This window comes from Pseudomonas alkylphenolica, from assembly GCF_004025535.1.
GTDB lineage: Bacteria > Pseudomonadota > Gammaproteobacteria > Pseudomonadales > Pseudomonadaceae > Aquipseudomonas > Aquipseudomonas alkylphenolica_A.
The window spans coordinates 454431-474132 of sequence record NZ_QJRG01000049.1 but is presented as its reverse complement, the minus strand read 5'-3'; the positions used below and the strand labels follow the sequence as shown (position 1 = coordinate 474132).

At 57.6% G+C, this 19702-nt stretch carries 28 protein-coding genes; 8 read left to right on the top strand and 20 right to left on the bottom strand.

Annotated features, from left to right (window positions below):
- Positions 1 to 281 precede the first annotated feature (281 nt).
- From DM813_RS25795 to DM813_RS25705, 19 genes are all read right to left on the bottom strand, one after another.
- Positions 282 to 839, bottom strand: a complete 558-nt coding sequence (locus DM813_RS25795) for a phage baseplate assembly protein V (RefSeq protein ID WP_128326223.1) — start codon at positions 837 to 839, stop codon at positions 282 to 284.
- Entirely contained in the window at positions 836 to 1366 is a 531-nt protein-coding gene (locus tag DM813_RS25790; protein WP_128326222.1) for a hypothetical protein, read from the bottom strand. The genes DM813_RS25795 and DM813_RS25790 overlap by 4 nt, the downstream gene beginning before the upstream one ends.
- A complete protein-coding gene (locus tag DM813_RS25785; protein WP_128326221.1) occupies positions 1359 to 2021 on the bottom strand; it encodes a hypothetical protein in 663 nt (220 codons plus the stop codon). The genes DM813_RS25790 and DM813_RS25785 overlap by 8 nt, the downstream gene beginning before the upstream one ends.
- Positions 2018 to 2338 (bottom strand): head-tail joining protein, encoded by a 321-nt coding sequence (locus DM813_RS25780; RefSeq protein WP_128326220.1) that lies wholly within the window; start codon positions 2336 to 2338, stop codon positions 2018 to 2020. The genes DM813_RS25785 and DM813_RS25780 overlap by 4 nt, the downstream gene beginning before the upstream one ends.
- A 2-nt stretch (positions 2339 to 2340) precedes the next feature.
- Positions 2341 to 2523 carry a hypothetical protein gene (locus DM813_RS25775; protein ID WP_128326219.1) on the bottom strand — a complete coding sequence of 61 codons (183 nt, stop codon included), beginning with the start codon at positions 2521 to 2523 and terminating at the stop codon, positions 2341 to 2343.
- Between the two features lies 1 nt (position 2524).
- The gene (locus tag DM813_RS25770; protein ID WP_128326218.1) at positions 2525 to 3556 is read right to left on the bottom strand and encodes a major capsid protein; all 1032 of its coding nucleotides are present in this window, start codon (positions 3554 to 3556) and stop codon (positions 2525 to 2527) included.
- Positions 3557 to 3567: 11 nt separating this feature from the next.
- Positions 3568 to 3918, bottom strand: coding sequence for a head decoration protein (locus DM813_RS25765; protein WP_128326217.1), 351 nt, complete (start codon positions 3916 to 3918; stop codon positions 3568 to 3570).
- A gap of 12 nt (positions 3919 to 3930) precedes the next feature.
- Positions 3931 to 5151, bottom strand: coding sequence for a S49 family peptidase (locus DM813_RS25760; protein WP_128326216.1), 1221 nt, complete (start codon positions 5149 to 5151; stop codon positions 3931 to 3933).
- Between the two features lie 2 nt (positions 5152 to 5153).
- On the bottom strand, positions 5154 to 6761 hold the full coding sequence (locus DM813_RS25755; RefSeq protein ID WP_128326215.1) for a phage portal protein: 1608 nt from the start codon (positions 6759 to 6761) through the stop codon (positions 5154 to 5156).
- A 2-nt stretch (positions 6762 to 6763) separates the two neighbouring features.
- On the bottom strand, positions 6764 to 6979 hold the full coding sequence (locus tag DM813_RS25750; protein WP_128326214.1) for a hypothetical protein: 216 nt from the start codon (positions 6977 to 6979) through the stop codon (positions 6764 to 6766).
- Positions 6980 to 6991: 12 nt separating this feature from the next.
- Complete coding sequence (locus tag DM813_RS25745) at positions 6992 to 8989, bottom strand: phage terminase large subunit family protein (protein WP_347233034.1); 1998 nt, start codon at positions 8987 to 8989, stop codon at positions 6992 to 6994.
- On the bottom strand, positions 8922 to 9446 hold the full coding sequence (locus tag DM813_RS25740) for a terminase small subunit (RefSeq protein ID WP_128326213.1): 525 nt from the start codon (positions 9444 to 9446) through the stop codon (positions 8922 to 8924). Before DM813_RS25740 ends, DM813_RS25745 begins: the two co-directional genes overlap by 68 nt.
- A 142-nt stretch (positions 9447 to 9588) precedes the next feature.
- Complete coding sequence (locus DM813_RS25735; protein WP_128326212.1) at positions 9589 to 9936, bottom strand: phage holin family protein; 348 nt, start codon at positions 9934 to 9936, stop codon at positions 9589 to 9591.
- Between the two features lie 200 nt (positions 9937 to 10136).
- The gene (locus DM813_RS25730; protein WP_128326211.1) at positions 10137 to 10634 is read right to left on the bottom strand and encodes a hypothetical protein; all 498 of its coding nucleotides are present in this window, start codon (positions 10632 to 10634) and stop codon (positions 10137 to 10139) included.
- On the bottom strand, positions 10634 to 10966 hold the full coding sequence (locus tag DM813_RS25725) for a hypothetical protein (RefSeq protein WP_128326210.1): 333 nt from the start codon (positions 10964 to 10966) through the stop codon (positions 10634 to 10636). The genes DM813_RS25730 and DM813_RS25725 overlap by 1 nt, the downstream gene beginning before the upstream one ends.
- Positions 10963 to 13725: a bifunctional DNA primase/polymerase gene (locus DM813_RS25720; protein WP_128326209.1), complete on the bottom strand. Its 2763-nt coding sequence runs from the start codon at positions 13723 to 13725 to the stop codon at positions 10963 to 10965. The genes DM813_RS25725 and DM813_RS25720 overlap by 4 nt, the downstream gene beginning before the upstream one ends.
- Positions 13722 to 13925 carry a TraR/DksA C4-type zinc finger protein gene (locus DM813_RS25715; protein ID WP_128326208.1) on the bottom strand — a complete coding sequence of 68 codons (204 nt, stop codon included), beginning with the start codon at positions 13923 to 13925 and terminating at the stop codon, positions 13722 to 13724. Before DM813_RS25715 ends, DM813_RS25720 begins: the two co-directional genes overlap by 4 nt.
- Positions 13918 to 14406, bottom strand: a complete 489-nt coding sequence (locus DM813_RS25710) for a phage regulatory CII family protein (RefSeq protein ID WP_128326207.1) — start codon at positions 14404 to 14406, stop codon at positions 13918 to 13920. Before DM813_RS25710 ends, DM813_RS25715 begins: the two co-directional genes overlap by 8 nt.
- 217 nt (positions 14407 to 14623) lie before the next feature.
- Positions 14624 to 14827 (bottom strand): helix-turn-helix domain-containing protein, encoded by a 204-nt coding sequence (locus DM813_RS25705; protein WP_128326206.1) that lies wholly within the window; start codon positions 14825 to 14827, stop codon positions 14624 to 14626.
- A 97-nt stretch (positions 14828 to 14924) separates the two neighbouring features.
- Between DM813_RS25705 and DM813_RS25700 the strand changes: the two genes are divergently transcribed.
- The 8 genes from DM813_RS25700 to DM813_RS25670 all read left to right on the top strand — a co-directional run bounded on the left by DM813_RS25700 (position 14925) and on the right by DM813_RS25670 (position 17975).
- Complete coding sequence (locus DM813_RS25700) at positions 14925 to 15584, top strand: LexA family protein (RefSeq protein ID WP_128326205.1); 660 nt, start codon at positions 14925 to 14927, stop codon at positions 15582 to 15584.
- 99 nt (positions 15585 to 15683) lie between these two features.
- Positions 15684 to 15845, top strand: coding sequence for a hypothetical protein (locus DM813_RS28520; protein WP_164897296.1), 162 nt, complete (start codon positions 15684 to 15686; stop codon positions 15843 to 15845).
- Positions 15842 to 16351, top strand: a complete 510-nt coding sequence (locus DM813_RS25695; RefSeq protein ID WP_128326204.1) for a hypothetical protein — start codon at positions 15842 to 15844, stop codon at positions 16349 to 16351. The genes DM813_RS28520 and DM813_RS25695 overlap by 4 nt, the downstream gene beginning before the upstream one ends.
- On the top strand, positions 16348 to 16587 hold the full coding sequence (locus tag DM813_RS25690; protein ID WP_128326203.1) for a pyocin activator PrtN family protein: 240 nt from the start codon (positions 16348 to 16350) through the stop codon (positions 16585 to 16587). The genes DM813_RS25695 and DM813_RS25690 overlap by 4 nt, the downstream gene beginning before the upstream one ends.
- A 96-nt stretch (positions 16588 to 16683) precedes the next feature.
- The gene (locus tag DM813_RS25685) at positions 16684 to 17181 is read left to right on the top strand and encodes a hypothetical protein (protein WP_241653243.1); all 498 of its coding nucleotides are present in this window, start codon (positions 16684 to 16686) and stop codon (positions 17179 to 17181) included.
- Between the two features lie 127 nt (positions 17182 to 17308).
- Positions 17309 to 17497, top strand: coding sequence for a hypothetical protein (locus DM813_RS25680; RefSeq protein ID WP_128326202.1), 189 nt, complete (start codon positions 17309 to 17311; stop codon positions 17495 to 17497).
- On the top strand, positions 17494 to 17718 hold the full coding sequence (locus DM813_RS25675; RefSeq protein ID WP_128326201.1) for a hypothetical protein: 225 nt from the start codon (positions 17494 to 17496) through the stop codon (positions 17716 to 17718). Before DM813_RS25680 ends, DM813_RS25675 begins: the two co-directional genes overlap by 4 nt.
- Positions 17715 to 17975: a pyocin activator PrtN family protein gene (locus tag DM813_RS25670; protein ID WP_128326200.1), complete on the top strand. Its 261-nt coding sequence runs from the start codon at positions 17715 to 17717 to the stop codon at positions 17973 to 17975. The genes DM813_RS25675 and DM813_RS25670 overlap by 4 nt, the downstream gene beginning before the upstream one ends.
- 65 nt (positions 17976 to 18040) lie before the next feature.
- On the opposite strand, the gene DM813_RS25665 is transcribed toward DM813_RS25670, so the two are convergent.
- Entirely contained in the window at positions 18041 to 19702 is a 1662-nt protein-coding gene (locus DM813_RS25665; RefSeq protein ID WP_164897295.1) for an ATP-dependent nuclease, read from the bottom strand.

Below are 19702 nucleotides of genomic sequence, written 5' to 3'. Positions count from 1 at the left end.
GAAGTCTCCAAACTCAGAGACAGATGGGAAGGTATGCTTCGGGTTGCCTTCAGTTCTACAACCCAGCAGCTTCCTTTCTCATCATTGCATTCGGTCAAATGGGCTCCATCCAGCGCACCAACATGAAACATCGAGAAAGCCTGACCAATATCCACAGTTACCCCCACAAAAGAAAAACAGACAAAACCATTATGACGAAAACACGAAAGTAGCTTTTATGACAAAACAAAACATACTTTTTTGATGTATCGATAATCACTATATCGGCAGAACGTTTTTTGTCAATGCTTGTGGTTCGGTGTATTCCCACCCTTATCGATGACCTTTCCATCTCCGTTGATATCACCCGTTACGTGTAACGGACCATCGACCAGGACATTGCCGACCAGGGCGATACTCGTGGCCTGGGCGGTGATCGAGCTGTCTGTAACCACCAACGAACTGCCTCCCACCCTCACCATTGCGGTGCCGCTGGGTAACTCAATCGTGTAACTGTTGGCCTGCCAGTCATAGACCAGCGAACCGCCATCATCGAAGCGCCACACCTCAACATGGTCTCGGTTGTCCGGCTGGGCACCAGCATTGCCATACAGACCTGGCACAAAGGTGCCCTGTGCTGGCTCACCACTCGGGCTGATCAAGGCGCCCTGCTCCTCCAGGCCCGGCGCTCGCCAGTGCCTGGCTTTGCCAGCGGCCTGACTGTGCCAACGCACCCAGGCGCTAGTCCAACCTGCGCCGTCGGACACACGGACCATGGCAGCCGCCAGGTCGACTGCGACCACCCGACATGGAATGATCAGGGCTGCCAACATGCGGTCATGCGCACTTGAAGCACTCATCCCATTGCCTCCGGTGGCAGGTAGCTGCCTTCGCTGCCCGAGCCCGTGTTAGGACTGAAGCCCCACACCAGGCTGCCAGATGGTTGATTGGGCCAGGGCCACTCCTCTTCGCCGAGGTAAATACCCTGGGTCCACTCGACTACCCATACCGCGTAGCCGTCCAGTTCAGGCCGGGTCCAGTCCTGTGCAGACTGAACAAATTCGGCCTGTTCAACTGGCAGCCCCCAAGACTGCATGCGCAGCAACACCGCCATTTGCGCAGCAGCGAAAGCAGCCTTCTGGAGACAATCCACATCCTCACTGCCAACGATGAACCGCACTTCCAGCCGTGCAATCAGCGCCGTTTCCCCAGTGCCCTGATCAAGGCCTGGGTCGAACCCGGCCAACTCAAGAACTGCCGCTGGCAAATCCACATGCTTGGCCATATGAGGCATAGTGCACACGCAGGCCAAACCGGGGATGGCCTGGGTGATGTGCTCCTCGATGGCCTGATACAACATTTCAAGACTGAACTCAGGCTCAAACATGGGCAGACCCTCGTAGATACTTCTGTAATTCAAAGTTCAGTTCCTGCTGCAGCACCTTCAGCAACTGTTCATCAGCGCGCTTGGTCCAGGACTCGAAGTGTGGTCGCACGTCTTCCAGTGAGATTTTGGCCTTGGCCAATGGGTAGCGACTGCCGTTCTCGGCAATCCAGCCCGAACTGGGACCACCTCTGCCTGACACTTCGCTATCGGGATAGTCGCTGGCCTTGAAGTGCTTGCTGGCGGTACGAATCCAGATGTCCGGTTGTCCGCCGTACACCTGCCCGTAGAACGCGCCCTGATAACGACGCCCCGCCACCGATACGCCTTCCCGGGTTTGCCGAGGCCGACCAGCACGACTGGCCTCGATTGGGCTGATGCCGAACCACAGTTTGCCCTGACCATTGCTGCCGACGGGATACGCCCGTAAGCGCTGCCGTACGGCAGTGACCGCAATACGCTCCTGCTGGCCAACTGCACGGGCAATGTGGGTGCGCAACCAGCGAAGGGTTTTGTTGATGGCTCGCCGCTGGGCAGCAATTGCCGCCTTGGGTACCAGCGCAGCAAAATCAGCGAAGGCCTTCAGGTCGGATTGATCCGTCTGCAGGGTGATTAGGCCAGTACTGGCCGACTGCTTGTGGTAGGTGCCAACACTCATCGAACCTCCCTCAACACCAGGTTGACCCAACCAGTGCCATCCGGCTCCGGTTTAACGATGATGTACTTGCCCCCGCCATCCTCCGGGGGCAAATCAATGATCAGGCTCTGGCCAGAAACAACGCCCGCTGCGTCAGCAATGCGGACCGCAAATACGGGCTCCCGTATGGACGTTTTGATCTGGCCGAACTTGGGCTGCGACCAGGGCACGGAGATAAATCCCGGTACCGGCTTGTCGCGGCCCTCTATCAGCGCCTCATCACCCAGGACCTCCAGCAGCTGCTCGTCCATCGCTGCTACTTGGTCACGGAAGGCCATACTCAGTCACCGTCGTCCTGTTCATCTTTGGCGGGCAGCTTGCCGCGAGGAGCAATTTTGCCCTCGTCGATCAACTCTTCAGCGAGCTCCTTGCTCGGCGGTACGTAAACCTCGCCCTTGCGGACAACTTTGGCGCCGTCCTGGATGCAGCCATCGATCACTACGTATTCGATTTTCGCGGCCATTTCACACCACCTTGGCGTAGAGGAAAGCATTCGGTTCGAGCATGCCCGCCAACGCCGCGCTCTGCAGTTTCAGCCAACGGGCACTCGGATCCTGAGTGACCCAGCTTTTCGGAAAGCGCGCAGCTTCTACCAAGCCACTTTCAATGGCTTCGATGTCCTTGATCGCGCCATACAGCATGGCGTTGCGGGTCGAGGTCGAGCCGAGAATAAGCCCACCTGCAGGCACCAATTGCTGTTCATCGCCCTCATCGTCCAGGAACCACTCGTCATAGACGTACAAGTCGACACCAGGGTCGTTCAAATAGCCCAAGTAGGTTACGCCGTCCGGCAGCATCTCCGGCTTGATCAAGCCCATGTCCACGCGGCGGGTGTTGAGTTGCTTCAGCACGGCTTCATTGCGCTGGAAAGCGTCCTGAGCTTCGCCACTGAGGACCGCAACGTTGCCAGTGCGACCCGAGTCTTTGGCGATCAGGCGCTTCCACTGACGCAGGTTCGCAATGGGGTCGGAGTCTGAGGTGTTCCAACGACCGGCACCCAGTGTGACCTTGTGGGTGTCTTCCATCAGAAAGTCGATGGTGTCATCCACACCATCACCCAAGACGCGAACCCGTCCAGTGCTGAGCGCCTGAGCGCACATCCACTCCTCACGGCGGGTGATCTCGTCGTCCAGGTCGATAAGGTCTCGGCCCAGCTGTTCGCCAGCCCGCTCCAGCGGAGTACGGGAGGAAAACGGGTTGTCACCAGCCGCACGCTTCAGAATTTGCTCGGCACGAGTTTCGCGCTTCGGCTGGATGTATGGCGGCGTGTAGGTTTCAGAGCTGAAGCCGGTACGCAGCGATACGCTACCTGGCAGCGACGGGTGGACAAACGGGGCCATCTTGCGCTGGCCCTTGATGATATCGATGGTGACCGCTTCGGTACCAAAGGTCACCGGATTGGCACCGTTGAAAAAGGTGTTCATCAGGAAGCGGCGCGGCGTAGCCATCTGCTCGACGGCTTCCAGCATGGTCAGGGTGTCAAAAATATCGGTCATGGGGGCTCCGGTCAGCGGATGAAAAGGCAAAGAGGTCGCAGTGCGGCCTTTGCGGCAGCCAGGGTCAGGCCCTCGCCAAAGGTGAGCTGGCTGCCCAGCACTTGGCCGGTCAGGCGGATAGGTGCGCTCTTGGCACCGTCGGTGGTGTCGATGTCCTGATCGAGGATCGCCATGGGGGACTGCGATCCGTCCTCTGCAGCGACCTTGCACAGAAGGTATTCCTTCGAAGCCGTAACCTGACCCAGGACTGCGCCTCGTTTCAGGGTCTGGCCTGTTGCAATCAGACCGGTATCCATCGCGATGGGGAAATCACCCGCCGAGAGCTGGCTAGGCTGATAGTACTTGCGTTCGGGGTTTGCCATGAGAGGCTCCTATTAACGGCGCGAGGCGCCTGCAACGATTGCGCTGACAGCGGCCTTGCGTTCACCTTCCTTGCCGCCAGCGGGTGGGTTAGCGCCAATTACGCCCTGAGCATCGCTCTTGATGGCGGCCAGCGAGATACCGCGATCCTGCGCGGCCTTGAACAGCACCAACGCGGTAGCCTCAACGGAGCTACCGTCGTCGATGGCCGCCCCGATTTCCTTCTCGAAACCTTTGCTGGCCAGGGCATTAATGCCCTTGATACGTTCGCGTTCTTCGGCAGCCGCTTCGGCGCGGATCGCGGTCGTGTCCGGCTGATCGGCCTGAGCAACCTCAATGGTGTTGATGTCGGTACCCGCTGCAATTGCCGCACGCAGGTCTGCCGTGGTCTTGACGGTGGTCATGGTGTGTATCCTTGGTGAGTTGATGGCTGGCTTGGCTAGTTCGGTAATCAGGGATTCCAGCGAGCCGACCCGATGGGCCAGGCCGGACTTGACGGCGTCGGCGCCGACACGCAGACCGCCGTGGTCACCCATCTCGGGGACTTTTTCAGCATCGACGCCGAGGTTGCGGGCAACCTTGGCCACAAAGACATCGCCCAGCGCGTCGATGGTTTCGCCGAGCTTGCTGCGCCCTTCCTCGGTGGCTAGGTCGAGGCGCTTGTTGGGGGCGTTGCGGCTGACGATCTGGTATCGCTTACGACCGCTAGCGGACTCGTTCTCGACGACCGCCTCCACAACAACCCCGATGCTTCCGGCCAGGCTGGCCTCGTCGATGACAATCTCGCTGGCTGCCGAGGCGATCCAGTAGCCCGCGCTCGCTCCCGTACCGCCGATGTACGCGACAATGCGTTTGCGAGACCGGCCGGCAAAAATCATCTCGGCCAACTCATTGATGCCCGACGCCACGCCACCAGGGCTGTCGATGTTGAGCACAATGGCCTTGACCTTGGGGTCATCCAACGCACGCTGGATATCGGTGGCCAGTACCTGCGTGCTGGTCGCACCGCTGATCTCGGTGAACAAATTGGCGTAGCGAAAGATCGGCCCGATGACCGGGACCACCGCCACGCCGTTGCGCAGGCTTACACTGCGGGTTTCTTCGAGCCGCTCGCCGCGCTTGGTCGCCAGTGCCATCGGATCGCCCATGCGATCAGAGATGGCCAACAGGTTATCCAGGGCGTCGGGCAGCATCAGCCAAGGCTGCGAGGCAGCCAGCTCAAGTGCTCGCGGCATGCTTATTCCTCTTCAGATTTGGGGTCAGGCGGACTTTCAAGCCCGCTCTTGGGGAGGGCCTGCAGGTTGTGCTTACGGCGCTGATCGACCTCACGCACGCGCTGACGGAACACCTGCTGCCAGGGCTCGCCAGTCATCGCCGCCGTTTCAAGGGTCTCGTTGCTCACCCCTATTTCGATGCGCTTACCGGCGGCATTAGCCTCCTTCAGCTCATCGATGGCACCACGGGCCGGACCGATCCAGATTGCCTGGCAATACGCCTTGCGTTTGGCTGGGTCCCCGTAACCAGGTAGATCGATCAAGCCCCTGGCAACTGCCTCATCGATGACCAGTTCGCGGCTGGGTTGGCAGAAGTCACAGGCCAGCCACCAGCGGCGCAGGCTGTAGAAACGCCACGCCTGTAGCATCGCGGCCCGGGCAGCGCTGTAACTGCTGCTGTAGTGCAGTAGCAACTCCTCCAGCGGCAGCTCCAGGGCAGCGCCGATCTCTTTCACCACGGCAGTGAAGAACGGATCGAACTGGGCATTCGGTCGACCAGGGTTAGCCACCACCGGCTCTTCACCAACGCCAAGATCAACCACCGCACCCTCACCCAGGGTCAGCTCACCATCGCCAGTGTCGTCACCATCTGGACGTTCTTCAGCCAGGGCACTCATTGGCAAGTTGCCTTGCTGGAAGTCAGAACTTTTCTTGATAAACACCGTGAACATGGCCGAGATCACAGCGGCCATTAGCTCGGCACTGGCGTAGCGCTCCAGCTTCTGCAACGGCTCCAGCACCGGCGCCAGATATGGCATACCGCGCTTCTGGCCGGGCCTCTCTTTGTCCGCCAGGACGTGCAACACGCGCCGCCGACCCGTCTCGGCACCAAACGCTGTCAGGCGCTCCCAGCTCAGTGACTTTCCTGCCAGGTGCTCGCCTGGATAGCCAGTACAGACGTGATACGCCACCGGAGCCCCCAGCGCGTCAAACTCGACGCCGTCGACCAGGTCAACGCGGTCCAAGCCGCCCGCCGGGTTGCTGACCCGATCCGACTCGATCAGCTGCAGGCGCGTACTAAAGATGCAACCTGGACGCTCCTGATCTGGGCTCGCGACCAGCACGTCACCCGCCACCAGCGAAGAGACCAGCACAAGTGCCTGGAGCTGGTAGTGGTTAAGCGTGGCTTCAGCATCACACTCGCGGGGGTCGTCGGCGTACAGCGACCAAAGGCGATCGAGCTCACCGTTCAAGTCGTCCGCCGCTTCTTCGCTGATGCCAAGCGCCGCATGATCGACTTGGGCCCGGCAGACCAGGCCAGTGCCCACAACGTTGGTGCGAAGCCGGGTGATAGCCGCACGGGCAATCAAGTGATTGCGCATGGCGTCGCGGGATCGAGCGACCAGCATGCGCCGCTCGCTCTGGTTGAAGTCGCGCCGTGGACTGCCAAGGCCAGGAAGCCAGCTGGCCATGCTGCGCAGCATGCGAGAAGCCCCGCGCCAGCGGGTTTCAACGCCGCCCCCGCCGCCCTGGGCGACGATCTGCTGGTTGCCAGACGCAGCCTTGGCCGCCCTGATGGCCTCACGCATCAGCATATCGGCAGCGCCCTCCGGTTTACGGAATGGCCACATGGTCAAATCCCCACATACGAAACGCGATTGCGGCCACGGCCCTGAAGTGCAGCCTGCTCAGCAGCTACTTCCTGGGCATACTGTTTCTCCAGAAGGCGCAAGCTGTTGAGCTCAGCCATTTGGACTTCGCGATCCGCTCGGCGCAGACGCTGACCGTTTTTCAGAACGGCCGAGATCGCCGCCCGGACTTCCTGCAGGCGTTGTTGTGCATCTGTCATGGTGAACCTCGATTAGCCGACGCGACTCCGAGTACCACGCCCGCGAGTGACTGCGCGGCGAGGTACCGGCGCTACCGCCTGCTCAGTGTTGAAAAGGGTTGGCTGCAACAGTTGCTGCTCCAGCTGGTCCCACTCTTGATCCCGCAACAGGTGCGTCTTCAGGCTGCGGGCCGCATGCAAGGCGTACACCTCGCAGTCCAGCGCTTCGTTACGGCGCCCAGCCTTTTTCTGCCAGACCATCTTGCTTGGCTGTCGTGGATGCGGCGCCAGCACCTCGTTGGTCACCTGCTCGTAGTAGTCAGCACGGATCTCGCTGTACCAGTGCATGCGACCTGGACCGGAGCCCTTGAGCCGCATGCGGCCATCGATAAGCGTCTTGGCCTTGTGGGTGCCGATGATGAAGACCCGCAGACCATATTTGGCAGCCTTGGTGTTGTCCTGGCTGGTGTCTGCCGACTGGGCGGGCTTGGTGAAAATCTCCCGGTCACGGCTGTCAACGGACGCGCCCTTGATGGCCATGAAGTTGAAGCGCTGCCGGTCCCGCACGTAGGTGTACACCGCATCGCTGGTGTTGCCATCGGAACTGTCGATGCTGACGGCCGACACGGCGATCTGTGCACCGCCCTCGGTGGGAATCGGCTTGGAAACGATCTTGTCCAGCTCAGTCCACACCGGATCGTGGGGGTCAATCGGGTTGCCCTCCAACTCGCCCCAGTACAATCGCCAGGACTCCTCACCTCTACCCCAGCCAACGATGACCACGGCGAGTCGATCACCCTGCACGTCCACACCGACCGTCACCAACAACACGCCCTTGGGTGCTGTCAGCTCGGCATAGGGCTCGGCGCGCTTCTCCAGTTCGTCGGTTTTGGGTGCGTTGCTCTTGTACTCGTAGCTCTCACCCATTGAGCTGTTGGTGAAGGCGATCATTGGGCCGATGTTGCCCTGCGAAGCCGCATGCTCAGCCTGCAGCTTCTTCTCCATCAGCACCTCGAAGCGCGAGCCCCAGAAGGTGGCATACAGCTCGTTGAGAATGTAACCGGCGATACCACGAAACTCGGCGGTAGCTTCCCAGCGGCCGTGCTTCAAGTTGGCATTCTTCTGGTTGTCATCCCAGATCGCGCCGCAATGCGGGCAGCAATAGAACGTCGTCTCTGGGCGACGCTTACCATAGACCTCATGGAAGTAGCCCGGGTCCTCATCGCAGTGCAGGTTGTCGAAGCTCAGAGCATGGGCCTGGCCGCACTCGTGGCACGGCACCATGCCAACGCGCTTGTCCGATAGTTCCAGCTCAGCATCAATGGCCGACAAGCCTTTGATGGTTGGGGTGCCACCAATGATAATTTTGGAGCGGCGGAAGGTTTTCAGGCGCTCCTTGGCCAGCTTGATGCTGTCGCCCTGTCCGCGCAGGTTCAGGTTGCAGTCATCTGGCTCTTCCACCGCCACACGTGGCACGGGCGTGGACTTCACGCTCGCCGGGCTGTTCGAGCCAACCATTTTGAGGAAGCCACCAGGAAATCGCTTGAAGTCCTGTCGCTGCTGCAGCTTGCGGCTACGCAGATCGACCTTCTTGCGAAGCCGTGGCGTCGCCTCAATCATTGGTTCGAGCTTCTCGGCCACGTACTGCTTGGCGGCTTCAGCCTTTGGAAACAGGATCAAAATCGGCGAGGGGTCAAGATCAATCCACTTGCCAATGGCGTTCCCCATCACACCCGACGTCCAGGCCACCTGCGCCGACTTGCGCCCGACAATCTCGCCCACTGCTGGATCATCCAACGCTTCCAGCGGGTTCCCCGGCCAGATGAGATGTGGGGTGACTTCGAAGCGGTATTTACCAGGACGGGCCGCCTCCTCCGGTGCCAGCCAGCGGAACTTGTCCGCCCATTCGATAATGGTCATACGCGGGGGTGGCGCCCATTTACGGCATGCCCGGCGCAGCGCCTTAATCGCCGTCTTCTTCAGAGCCCCCCTGGTCGTCCTGTTCGTCAGGATCCCAAGCTGGCTCAGCATCGTCCTCGTCATACGCGGACAGCCTCCTCAGAATTGTTTCGATGGGATCCCGGATCAGTTGGTCATCTACTTCGATGCCATAGCGAGCCGACAGGGTTGCCGCCAACTCATCAGGATAGGTGTTCAGCAGCTCGACCTTGGCGGCAGTGATCACAGCTTCAAACCGTTCGACCATGTCCGTCGCCACGACGACTTCATCAAGTTCTTTGGCCAGCGCCAGCTCTTCGCGGTCGCCCCGGATCCGGTCCAGGCGATCCCGAGTCGATTCCTTCTTGCCGTTCAAAGCGGCTTGCTGGATAAGCCACTGGAGCACCGCCTGGGTGTCGTACTGGTTTTCGTTGCCGCGCCCTGAGCCGAACTCGATGACGGGCATGCCGTCGTTCTGCCAACGGCTCAGAGTGCGTTCATCACGGCCAACGATTTCGGCCAGCTCAACCTTGCTGACTATCTTGCCCATCGCTAAGTCCTTGAAAAGACGGACATCCCTGCGCCAACCTCAGCTGCAGAGAATCCGCGAGTCTCCGTACCCGTGTAGGGGGCGGGCCAGGGGGAGGACCCAAAAAACCGTCGGTCCCACCCCCACCCCCACCCCACCCGGGTCACTGACCTGCGCCGCCATTCGATGGCGGCACTTCGCAGACGCCCAAGCGCTTGGCTGCCCAGCGTTCGTACAACCCGATCGCCACGTCGGCACCGGCCATCGCGGTCAGACAACCGAACGCGCCTGCCGACCAGATCGACAGGCCAGCGGAGTAGAGCAGCATGATGGTTGAGAGCCCACACACGATGCAGGCACCCGAGCGCAAGACGATCCTGCGCACCAACGCCCAGCCATGGACGCCCGCCTTATCTGCTCGCCACATCTCACCAGACACCCCGCCAACCAGGGCGGCGATAACCACCATCCAGATCGGCATCTCAACCAAAGCTTGCTGCTCGCTGTTCATGTAAGCCTCATGGCATTGCACGTCGCCAGAAACAGAAAACCCCGCCAACTGGCAGGGTTCTCGATGCGCCGACAAATCGGCGGTTGCATAGCTAAGTGCTTGTGGGGGAAGCGCCTAAGCGCACCTTTGATATCGTGGTGCCTTTTTACAGGCCACCGGAAAAACCGAAAAGGGGCAGTTTTCGGTACGTCACCTTGACGCTACTTCGACGCACCCTTGGCGCACTCTCGGCGCATTGTGAACCGACGAACGGTATGGCGCCTGTTGGGCCCCGAGCGCGCAATCAACAACGCCAGCACCTGAAGATGCAGGGCCTTGACCCAATTTCGGTAAGTCCGATCAGCATCTTCTGCCAGGCCAACGACACGCATTTGTTCCCGCACCGGCGCGCCATGGAGGTAACGGAATTCAGCCAGCGTAGACAAGACCGCACCGCGCTTGTCTCGACGCCCTAGCTCAGCAACAGCGGCGTCAACTTCTGCAGCAGAGTGATCCAGACCAGCCCCACCCAGCAAGATCCGCGCTCCCGACACGCCACCCCTCGGCGCTACGCCCTTCCACTCCATGATGCTGCCCATTTGACTGCCCAGCCCGGCCTCTAGGCCTAGCCGGGCGCGCTGCTCGGCCCAATGCCGCATCAGGCCCTCAATCATCACCAGGCGCTCAGCCAGCTCCAAGTCTTCGATGTCCGCAATCATCACCGCATCCCTCCGAAAACCACTACCCGACACACAATCCAACTACCCAACACAAACCCAACACAGGTAAAACCCAATAAATTCAAAGCTTTAAACCTATTTGAGTTGAGTGTGTTGGGTTTGTTGAGTTTTTTAGGGTTCGCATGGGTTTTATTTTGCTCCTGATGGATGCCAATAAAAGTTGCGCGCCTGCGCGTGCGCGATGACAAACCCAACACACCCACCACGGACCACCGCAAAGCCCCTAAATCCGCCGCCCGAACGTGTGTTGCCCCTCGAAAAGCAACCCGACACAAACCCAACACACCCAACACGCTATTGGTCGCACTCATGCTGCTAGCCCCTTCACATGGTCCCAGCCGTCGACATTCCAACCCGCAAGCTTTGCCCTAGCCCGCCACTCAACGACGCACGCGCCCAGCTCGGCCGACTTTGTGGATGGGGGCAGGGAAGGATCGCCATCGGGTGGGAAGAAGAACGCCGCGAATCGCCGGTTGTTGCCATCAGTCCAAGGGATCGCCCGCGTCTTCTCCACCGTCGCGCTGATCATCAATGAGAACTTCGTCTGACTCATTGAGTGCTCCCTGTTGCGCGAACACCACTCAAGAAACATGGCATACACGTCCGTCGACAGGCAGCTTCCCCACAGGCCATGCCCAAGCTCACCGATGCGCCAAAGGTGCAGGAAGGTTTGCCACGCGGTGCGACTGAGGGCCACCAGGCGCTGACGAGCCTCAGTCTTCGGCGGCCGGGTGCGCTGATTGAATTCACCCAACTCAATGCTCAAGAGCCAGCCGTAAAGCGCTGCAACACCGCCGCTCTGAAGCTCACGGCCAATTGCTTTCTGGCGCTCGACCGGCAATGTCTCCAGGGGCCACATCACCAGCATGCGCCGGTCATCTTCACTGATCGGCCAAGGCATGATCTCGTTGCTAAGGAATGCAGCGTTCATGTGGTTGGCTTCTTCCCAGCCATTGATGAACTTCGATTCCATACGTACGGTCTTGCCAGTGATCATGTGCTTGATCTTGCCGACCTGGTTGTAACGCTGATCACGGCTGACAACTTCTTCGAATACTGCCCATAGCTTGCGGCTCTGCCAGGCGTTGAAGCTGCCTTCTAACTGTGACTGTCCTACCGTGGCCGCATACTGGCCATACAACTCACCAAGGACGTCGGAGAACAACAGGCTTTTGCCTGAGCCCTCCATTGTCGAGTGAAACAGCACCGCTGTATCCATCTTGGCGCCCATGTGCTGCAGGGGGAACGCAAGCCACTTCAACAGCCAGTCCAACGCTTCGGAATTGTGGTTGCACAGGAATGAGATCAGCCACCTCAGGTTTTCGCACGCGGCGTCATCCCGTATCGGCTCCAGGGGCAAACCCTCAAACGTATTGATGTAGGTGCTGGGGTCCTTGGACATGGTTGGATCGAACACGATGTGATCCACATCCACCACCCGCCGACTCGGGCTGTTCAGCCAAAGCGAGTAAGCATCGCCGAGGGCCATCTTGACGGCACCCTCGGCGATTCGCCGCTTCTTCTCGCGGTCCCATACATCCTTGGTCCCGTCGATGTAGACGTAACGCTCGATGGGTTCGAGCTTCAATGCCCCGCCCTTTTTGGTGGACATGCGCCGCGCTTGCTCAAACTCCTGCACCTGCTCAGCGGCCACCAACTTCTTCTTGATGTGCTCCATCCACTCCTTTGCCAGAGCCTTACCGACCAGGGCTTCGAATCCGGAGCGCTTCATCAGCCGCGCCTTATCCATATCCCACACCTGAGTGGTGCCCTCGACCAGCGCGAAACGGCGCATCGCGTGCTCAATGTCCAGGGCTTCACCCCCCGCGCCCCCGGTGTCGCAGGAGCCGGCCGGGCTGGCAGCACCCATTCCCGATGGGGTGCGGGGAAGCTGATCCAGATCGCCGCTGACCGCTAGAGGTTGTTCGGCCTGCTCGATCACGGATGGGGTACGGGGAAGCTCACCCAACGGTGGCGGCGATGGTGCTCGGGACTTCGCGTCGATACCGAGGATTTGCGCGGCAGCCTTGGTGGCGGCCTTCTGATCACCGTTGTGCACCAAGATGCAGAACACGTCGAACGCATCGTTCTTGTGGCCGTTGGCCAGTGGGTCAGAGCTATGGTGCGAGTAGAGCTTACCCTCACCGATAGTCACGCCAGGGTCACCACTGCTGCTCTGTGGGCAAAGCCATTTATCGCCCTTGCGCTCGTAGCCATGCGCCTCGATCAATGACGCAATATCGTGGCTGTCATTGAATTGAGAAATCACCTCTGGCAGTGAAGAACCAGAGCGCCCAGAGACAGGACGAACCTTGGCCAGAGCGGACCGCAGAGCCGGTGCCGATTTGGGCTGCCAAGGGCAGACCGCCTCGGCCTTCAACTTGAACTCGTCCCAAGCTTGCCAAATGGCCAGCAACTCAGGAGGTAGTTCTGGCAACCCATCCGCCGATGGAGGGGTTCGCCAAGTGTAAGGCTTCCCAGTACCAGGATGAATGGAGGGAGGCAGCACATCCTGCACCAACCCTGCACGCAGCTCGAACACCGGGATCTTTTTGAAGGGTTCGGCAGCCATACGCAACGCGGCCTCCCTGCTGGTATCCCCTGCGTCCTTGGCGGATTTCACCTGAGCCATGAGCGCCTTGTGAATCGAGCCGTCGGGGTCCGCCTGGCTTGGCCAGTTCAGCGGATGCCAACTCAGCTCAACACCGTCCGGCATGCGAAACATGATCCGGAAGCGAGCAGGGTTGCCCACCGACGTCGGGTAGGTATCCGCAAGTGCGTCCAGGTCCATTCCCAGCAGATCATTGAAGATCAGCCGGGCACATTGCGCATCATCAACATCGAGCGAGCAGACACGACTCGGCCCGAGCACTACGCCAAGGTTGTGATTAGGGCGCTTTTGCCAGAAGGCCTCAGCTTCGGCGGCTTCGGCGAAATATCCACCCGGCTTATTCCAGCCATTACCCTTCGGCCCCTTCTCACCAGGCTCGATGGGAACTAGGGAAAGACCGAAGGTTTCGATGTAGCGCCGCGCCCATGCAGCTGTCGACTGTCCTTTGTGCTCACTCATCGACGCCGCTCCCGCAGCTCCTGGCAACTGACGCACGTTTCGCAACCTGCGACCGACTGCTGGCGAGCCAACGGGATGGGCTCATCGCAATCATCGCAGATCAGCGCGCTTGGCTTGGCAACAACACGCAACTGCCGCCGCAACGACATCTGCAAGAAATACTCGGCTTGCTCATTCGCCCGATCAATCTCATCAGCCATTGGTGCGTTCCTCCATGGCTTGACGAGCACCGGCCATGATGGCCAGAACTTGGCGAATAACATCCATGCCGCGCTGCTCCAGGTTCTGCACTTCATGCAGCTCCCAGATATTGTCCGCAGCACCATCGTGCATGGTGCCGACAAACTCACCCGCCTCATCGAGCAGTTTTCCGACTGCCCTCAAGGCATCGTTGGTGGCCGGTACAGGCTCCGGGCGATACCAGACAACACCAGCTGCCCTGCACAGGGCATCAAGCACCCGCGTGTCCGCCGTCCACTGGAGAACTTCTTCCAGCTCATCCGGCGACAACCAACGGCGCTCTTCATCGTGTTTAAGCTTCTTCTGGAGAGCATCAATGTCGATGCCCATGTCGTAGGCGAGCTTAGTGATTCCGCCCGGGTAGTCTCGACCAGCGCGATAGAGCGCTTGCCGCAGGGAAAGGACCAGGCCAGCGCCTGGCAGTGTATCGATGCGACTCATAACCGTTAATCCTCGGTTAACGGTGTAGCCATTGGAGTGGGCAAGCCCTATCCTACGACTACGACCGATGTGCCTGTTCAATGTGTTGTGCAACACGGCATGTCGTTCTAGCTATCCGGTAAATCTTGTGGTGAGAGGGACCGGATTGCGGGATGTAGCGGCGCTTCGGCGCCGTCATTGCTGAACTGGGGAAGTTCTTGTGGTGAGAAGCCCCAGTTCAGCAGTCTTTACTCTGGCAACTGTCACTGAGCTTGAGCTGTTCCCGATACAGAAGCTCAATAGCCCTTCCCGCTTCGTAGCGGATTGCTGCTCCCTGCGTTGCCCGATAAATAGTTGGCTGAGAAACCCCCACACGCTCTGCAATAGCGCGCTGCGAGAAACCTAACTCGATCAATTTCTGAAGCATTTCTTGTATGGTCATGACGCCACCTATTCGTTAGCGAATAGGCAGATGTTACCCAAACGTATAGGCCAGCGCAATACACTAGCGATACGTAAACAAATCAGAGTCACAAGCCGTGATAGGAAACCGCATAGCAAAACGCATGCATGAGCTGGGCATGTCAGGAGGCGAACTTGCCAGGAAATCGGGAGTGCCGCAGCCAACCATACACAGAATCCTGACCGGGACATCCGCAAGCCCTCGCCAAGAGAATGTTGAAAAGATAGCCAGGGTACTCGGGGTAACAACCGAGTGGCTTTGGAAGGGCGAAGGCAGCCCCACACTGGTTACCAGCCTGCAATCAAATATTGAAGCAGGGCCCAAAGTCCGGGGGTTTGTCCCGCTGATCTCTTGGGTCCAGGCTGGCGCATGGTGCGAAATGCAGGAGCCTTTTGAGCTGGAGAATGTAGAGTCGTGGCTTCCTTGCGCGGTTTCGCACAGTAGCACCACATTCGCTCTACGAGTCCGGGGCCTGTCTATGTTCAACCCACATGAGCGGCGCTCATTCAGAGACGGCGACATCATTTTTGTTGATCCCGCGAAAGATTACGAGAACGGCTCGCTTGTGATTGCAAAGCTTGCAGATAGCAAAGAAGCAACCTTCAAGCAGCTTGTTCTCGAAGGGGATCGTCAATTCCTCAAGCCGCTCAACCCTTCTTGGCCTGACCCGATCATTGAGCTACCGGCAGATGCCTTGATTTGCGGAGTGGTGATATCGAAAGTCGAAATATTCTAATGCATTGAGCTATACGCTCGCATTACGAATAGGTATTGACCCAACCTATACGTTTAAGTATTGTCTGGACCGCACCCTTCTCACCACAGAGGTCCAGGCATGCAAGCCAAACCCCATCATTCGACCTGCAAGGTCTACCTGCACCCAGTCACCTGCAGCCGCCCCGGCAGTGTTGACGCCTTCCAGCGCCGTACCGGCCTGCACATCATTGTTTCGCCCAACGGCCACGCCCAAGCTGTTCAAGGCGGGGGTGCAGCATGAGCGAGTACATCGTTCCCCTCCGCAATGTGATGCTGCTTCAGCATGCCTTGGACAAAGGCGGCGAAACCATCTGCCCGGTTCAGCGTCCCGAATTGACAATCAATGCAGAAGTCTTTGTCGAAACCGACGCTAAAACGCATCGAGTGACGGTGACGTTTGGCCCACAGAAAGGCTCCCTCACCCTCCAGCGAGATGACACGGCCAAGTACCAGCACCTGCGGGACTTCATACAAGACCTCGCCAATGGCCGCACCGATTCAGGGCGCCAGTCCGAGCAAGCCATTGCCTTGCTGGAAGCACTGGAGCACTTGAAAGGAGTCATCGGTGCCGACCGGATCGCCTACATCACCCCCACAACGGACCCCATGAATCCATATGGCGCGGTCGTGACCAACGACCAGGGCGACGTTTGTGCCGCCGCCATCGGCTCCTGCAAAGACCATCTTGCTGAAGCCGTCCGCGCACAGCTCCGGCCCACTCATGAGGGGAGCGGGGAACAGCTATGACCGATACGCTGGCCCAGTTGCGCAAGCAGTTCACTACGCCCTGCCCAACGCTATCCGCCGTCCGCGAGCATTACTTCCCGCACATAAAGACGGACCGTCGACTACGCGAATTGATCAGGGCTGAACGGATCAAGCTCAAGCTCAGCAAGGTGCACAACTCAGCACGAGCCCAACCAGTGATCTACCTGCATGACCTCGCCGACTACCTCGATACCCAATCGAAGCAGTCAGCGTAAATACGGCGGTCCCGGCCTGTTGGGACATCTTGCCCGGCATCAAGCCTTCACCACGGCTTCACGGCTCAATGCCGGGCATCATCAGGAGCACAACACATGCAACAGCAGCACTACATCCTGGCGCTCGCAGCCCTCTGGCTGTTCACCCTGGCGTTCCTCCCCTTCCTGTTTGCAGCAGCCCGGACCCGCGCCTTCAACAGCGGCAGAGCTGCAGGGCTCGAAACCCGCGACGCGATCAACTCTCAGCAAATCGCGTCGGCATGCAACGAACGAGACGAGCTTGCCGTCCAGCTTGAAGCCGAACAGCGCAAGCACCTCACTACCAAGGCAATCCATCAGGCCAGAGTCAAAGAGCTCGAAGACCGGATCATGTCGTACACCGACATGCCTGTGACCAGGGCTGACCATGAGCTGCTAACCAAGACTGCCAACACTCTGAAACTGGCTGGGCGCACCTGGAAGGCAATGCACGTCGACCCACAGACCCAGAACGCCGCCGACCAGCAACGCTATATCGAAGAACTCGCCGCTCGCGCCCATGCCCATTTGCGTATCACCCCTGCCAAGACACCAAGCGAGGGGGAAGCGGTATGACTACCCATCGCCACGACTGGTACCCGTCAGAAGGTTACGACGGCGGCCTGCATCATTGCTGGAAGTGCGATCGCAGCCACCAAGGCCCCCGACCTACAGAGCGTTGGAATGAAGAAAGGAATTCGCTGTGAACACCACAACGACTTATCAACCAGCTACCCGCCCCCTCAAAGGCATGCAAAACATGGCCCGACCAGCCATGTCAGCTATCTGCGATGTGTGCACCAAGCCACGCGTGCGTAAGGGCGGGCACGACAAGTGCTCCAAGATCCGCCAGGCGGCAGGCTTCATCATCAAGCGGGAGACCAAGGCATGAGTGTCGATATTCTGAAACTGAAAACCTTGACCGGGCGCATACGCCCACCAATGGCCTCTCACAGCCTCGACCTGCCCACCATCTGCGATGTCTGCGGCAAGGGCAGATCAACCCGACGACACACCAAGTGCAGCCAGATCCGCCAACAGCGTGAGAGCATTAAATGGGAATCCTACATGGCCAACGTAGCTGCAAAGAAAGTATTGGGGAGGCGCGCATGAACACAGCTTTCGTGTTGATGGCGCAATACAATGGCCGGGCAATTATTCCTCTTGAGCAAGTATGCATCGACTACTTTACGCACCTAACACCAGAGATGTTTCAACGCAAAGTGCTGGCAGGGCAAATTAAGATCCCGATAACTCGACTTGAAGCCAGCCAGAAAAGCGCCAAAGGAATACACATTACCGACCTTGCAGAATACCTGGAGCAGCAAAGGAGCATTGCCTTAAAGGAACATCGAAGCTTGAGCAAATAAACCTTGCTTGGCCAGGACAGTCAACCGACGACGTCCTGGCCCCAACTTGGTCAGCGCTTAACACTTCAGCTATTCCAAACCATAAGAGTTTCTATGATTTTTGGCATTTCCTCGGCCAACTCAGGCCTAAATGACAAATTCTCTTTACTGAAAAACTCACAATACTTTACAGCCCAGTGATGCTTATTAGTAAACTCAGTCGCCTTTGACAGCTTATGCTTGTTTAAATAAGCTTGAATGTAATCATATTCACCAATTTGCGGCAGCCCACGGATCCCATGCACCAACTCAAAAGATTCTTTTGGTATGTAATTCTCAATCTCTTTGCAACGCGTCACCCATACATGCCCACGCCCTACAGAAACAGCCGCAAGAAGATCGGTAACTCTGCTTTTTAGCTTTCCTTTATTAGTACGCCTATCACTATCGCATACAAATATAAAATTCCTATTGATCTTTACAGCGCTGACAGCCTCACCCAGCTCAGCCTCATCAGTTTTTGCATTCACATGAGCCAGAACACTCCCACCATAGTATATATACTGATAATGATGCCCCTCCTTATAAACGCCCCCACCCCATATCTCTATAAGCTTGTTGAGATAAATACGATCCGACGGACCCTCAACCCATATTATCCCGTTTGCTTGAAGTATATCGCTTGCTTTAGCACCTAAGTCGTCAAGAACGGAATACCCATGACTCAAATCATCCAAGAGAACACCAGAAACCTCACCATCATTTTTTTTAACATGAAGGATTTGTGCATCAGGCTCATTGTAAAAATAATCAATAGCCACTTGGGAGTGGGTAGTAAGAAATATATGGCAATTACTAGCCCGAGCATAGTTTAGGAGAAAGGAGAACAGATTACGCTGCAAAGATGGATGTAGATTATTTTCCAACTCCTCGAATGAAAACACATAGGAATCTATATTTTTTCTATCAAAATCTGGACGAACCAACAAATTAAGCAGCGCAAGAAATATGGTCTTTAAACCACTACCAGAGGCCGAGAGCGGCACCAACCCCTTGCCTTCCTCTCCTAAGTAAACCTCCCATTGATTTTCATTCGAGTGAAACTGCACTACGATCTCGGTAAATGCAGCATCAGGAGTGAAAATATCATTTAGAGCTGTAAGCAATTTTACCTGAATCAAATCCCTATTAAGATCCGACCTATTAATATAATTCTGGATTATATTAGTAGCACCAACTCCATTATTCCTCAAATTCAGATCATTACTGTGTGGCTCTTTTACCAGATCTCTATCCGCATCAAGCCGCACATGCTGGTAAGGTTTTTTTGCAGAGGCGACCACGTTAGCCAACCTCGATTTCTCCCCGGCTATCAGTTCCCTACCATGACGTTCAGCGTCAAGCACCTCAACACTTCCGGCATTCTCTTTCCATGAAATCTTCGCATCAACTAAGCTCGCACCATTATCGGTCCAATGGTTTCCATTAAGATCACCCCCACCCATTTGATACGCAAAATGTGACTTCAACTGCTCCTCAGTAAAGCAGCCCATCATCACGACACTTTCACTTATTGGAAAATTTGTTCCACGATCTCTAAAAACATGCTGGACCGCCTCAATTATACTGGATTTACCTATATTGTTTTTCCCAACAATTACGTTCACAAACTTAACAACTTCAAACCCCGCGCCGTTCTTTTTGAAACCCCTATAATCCCTAACCCAAAAACCAATATCTATCGTCAC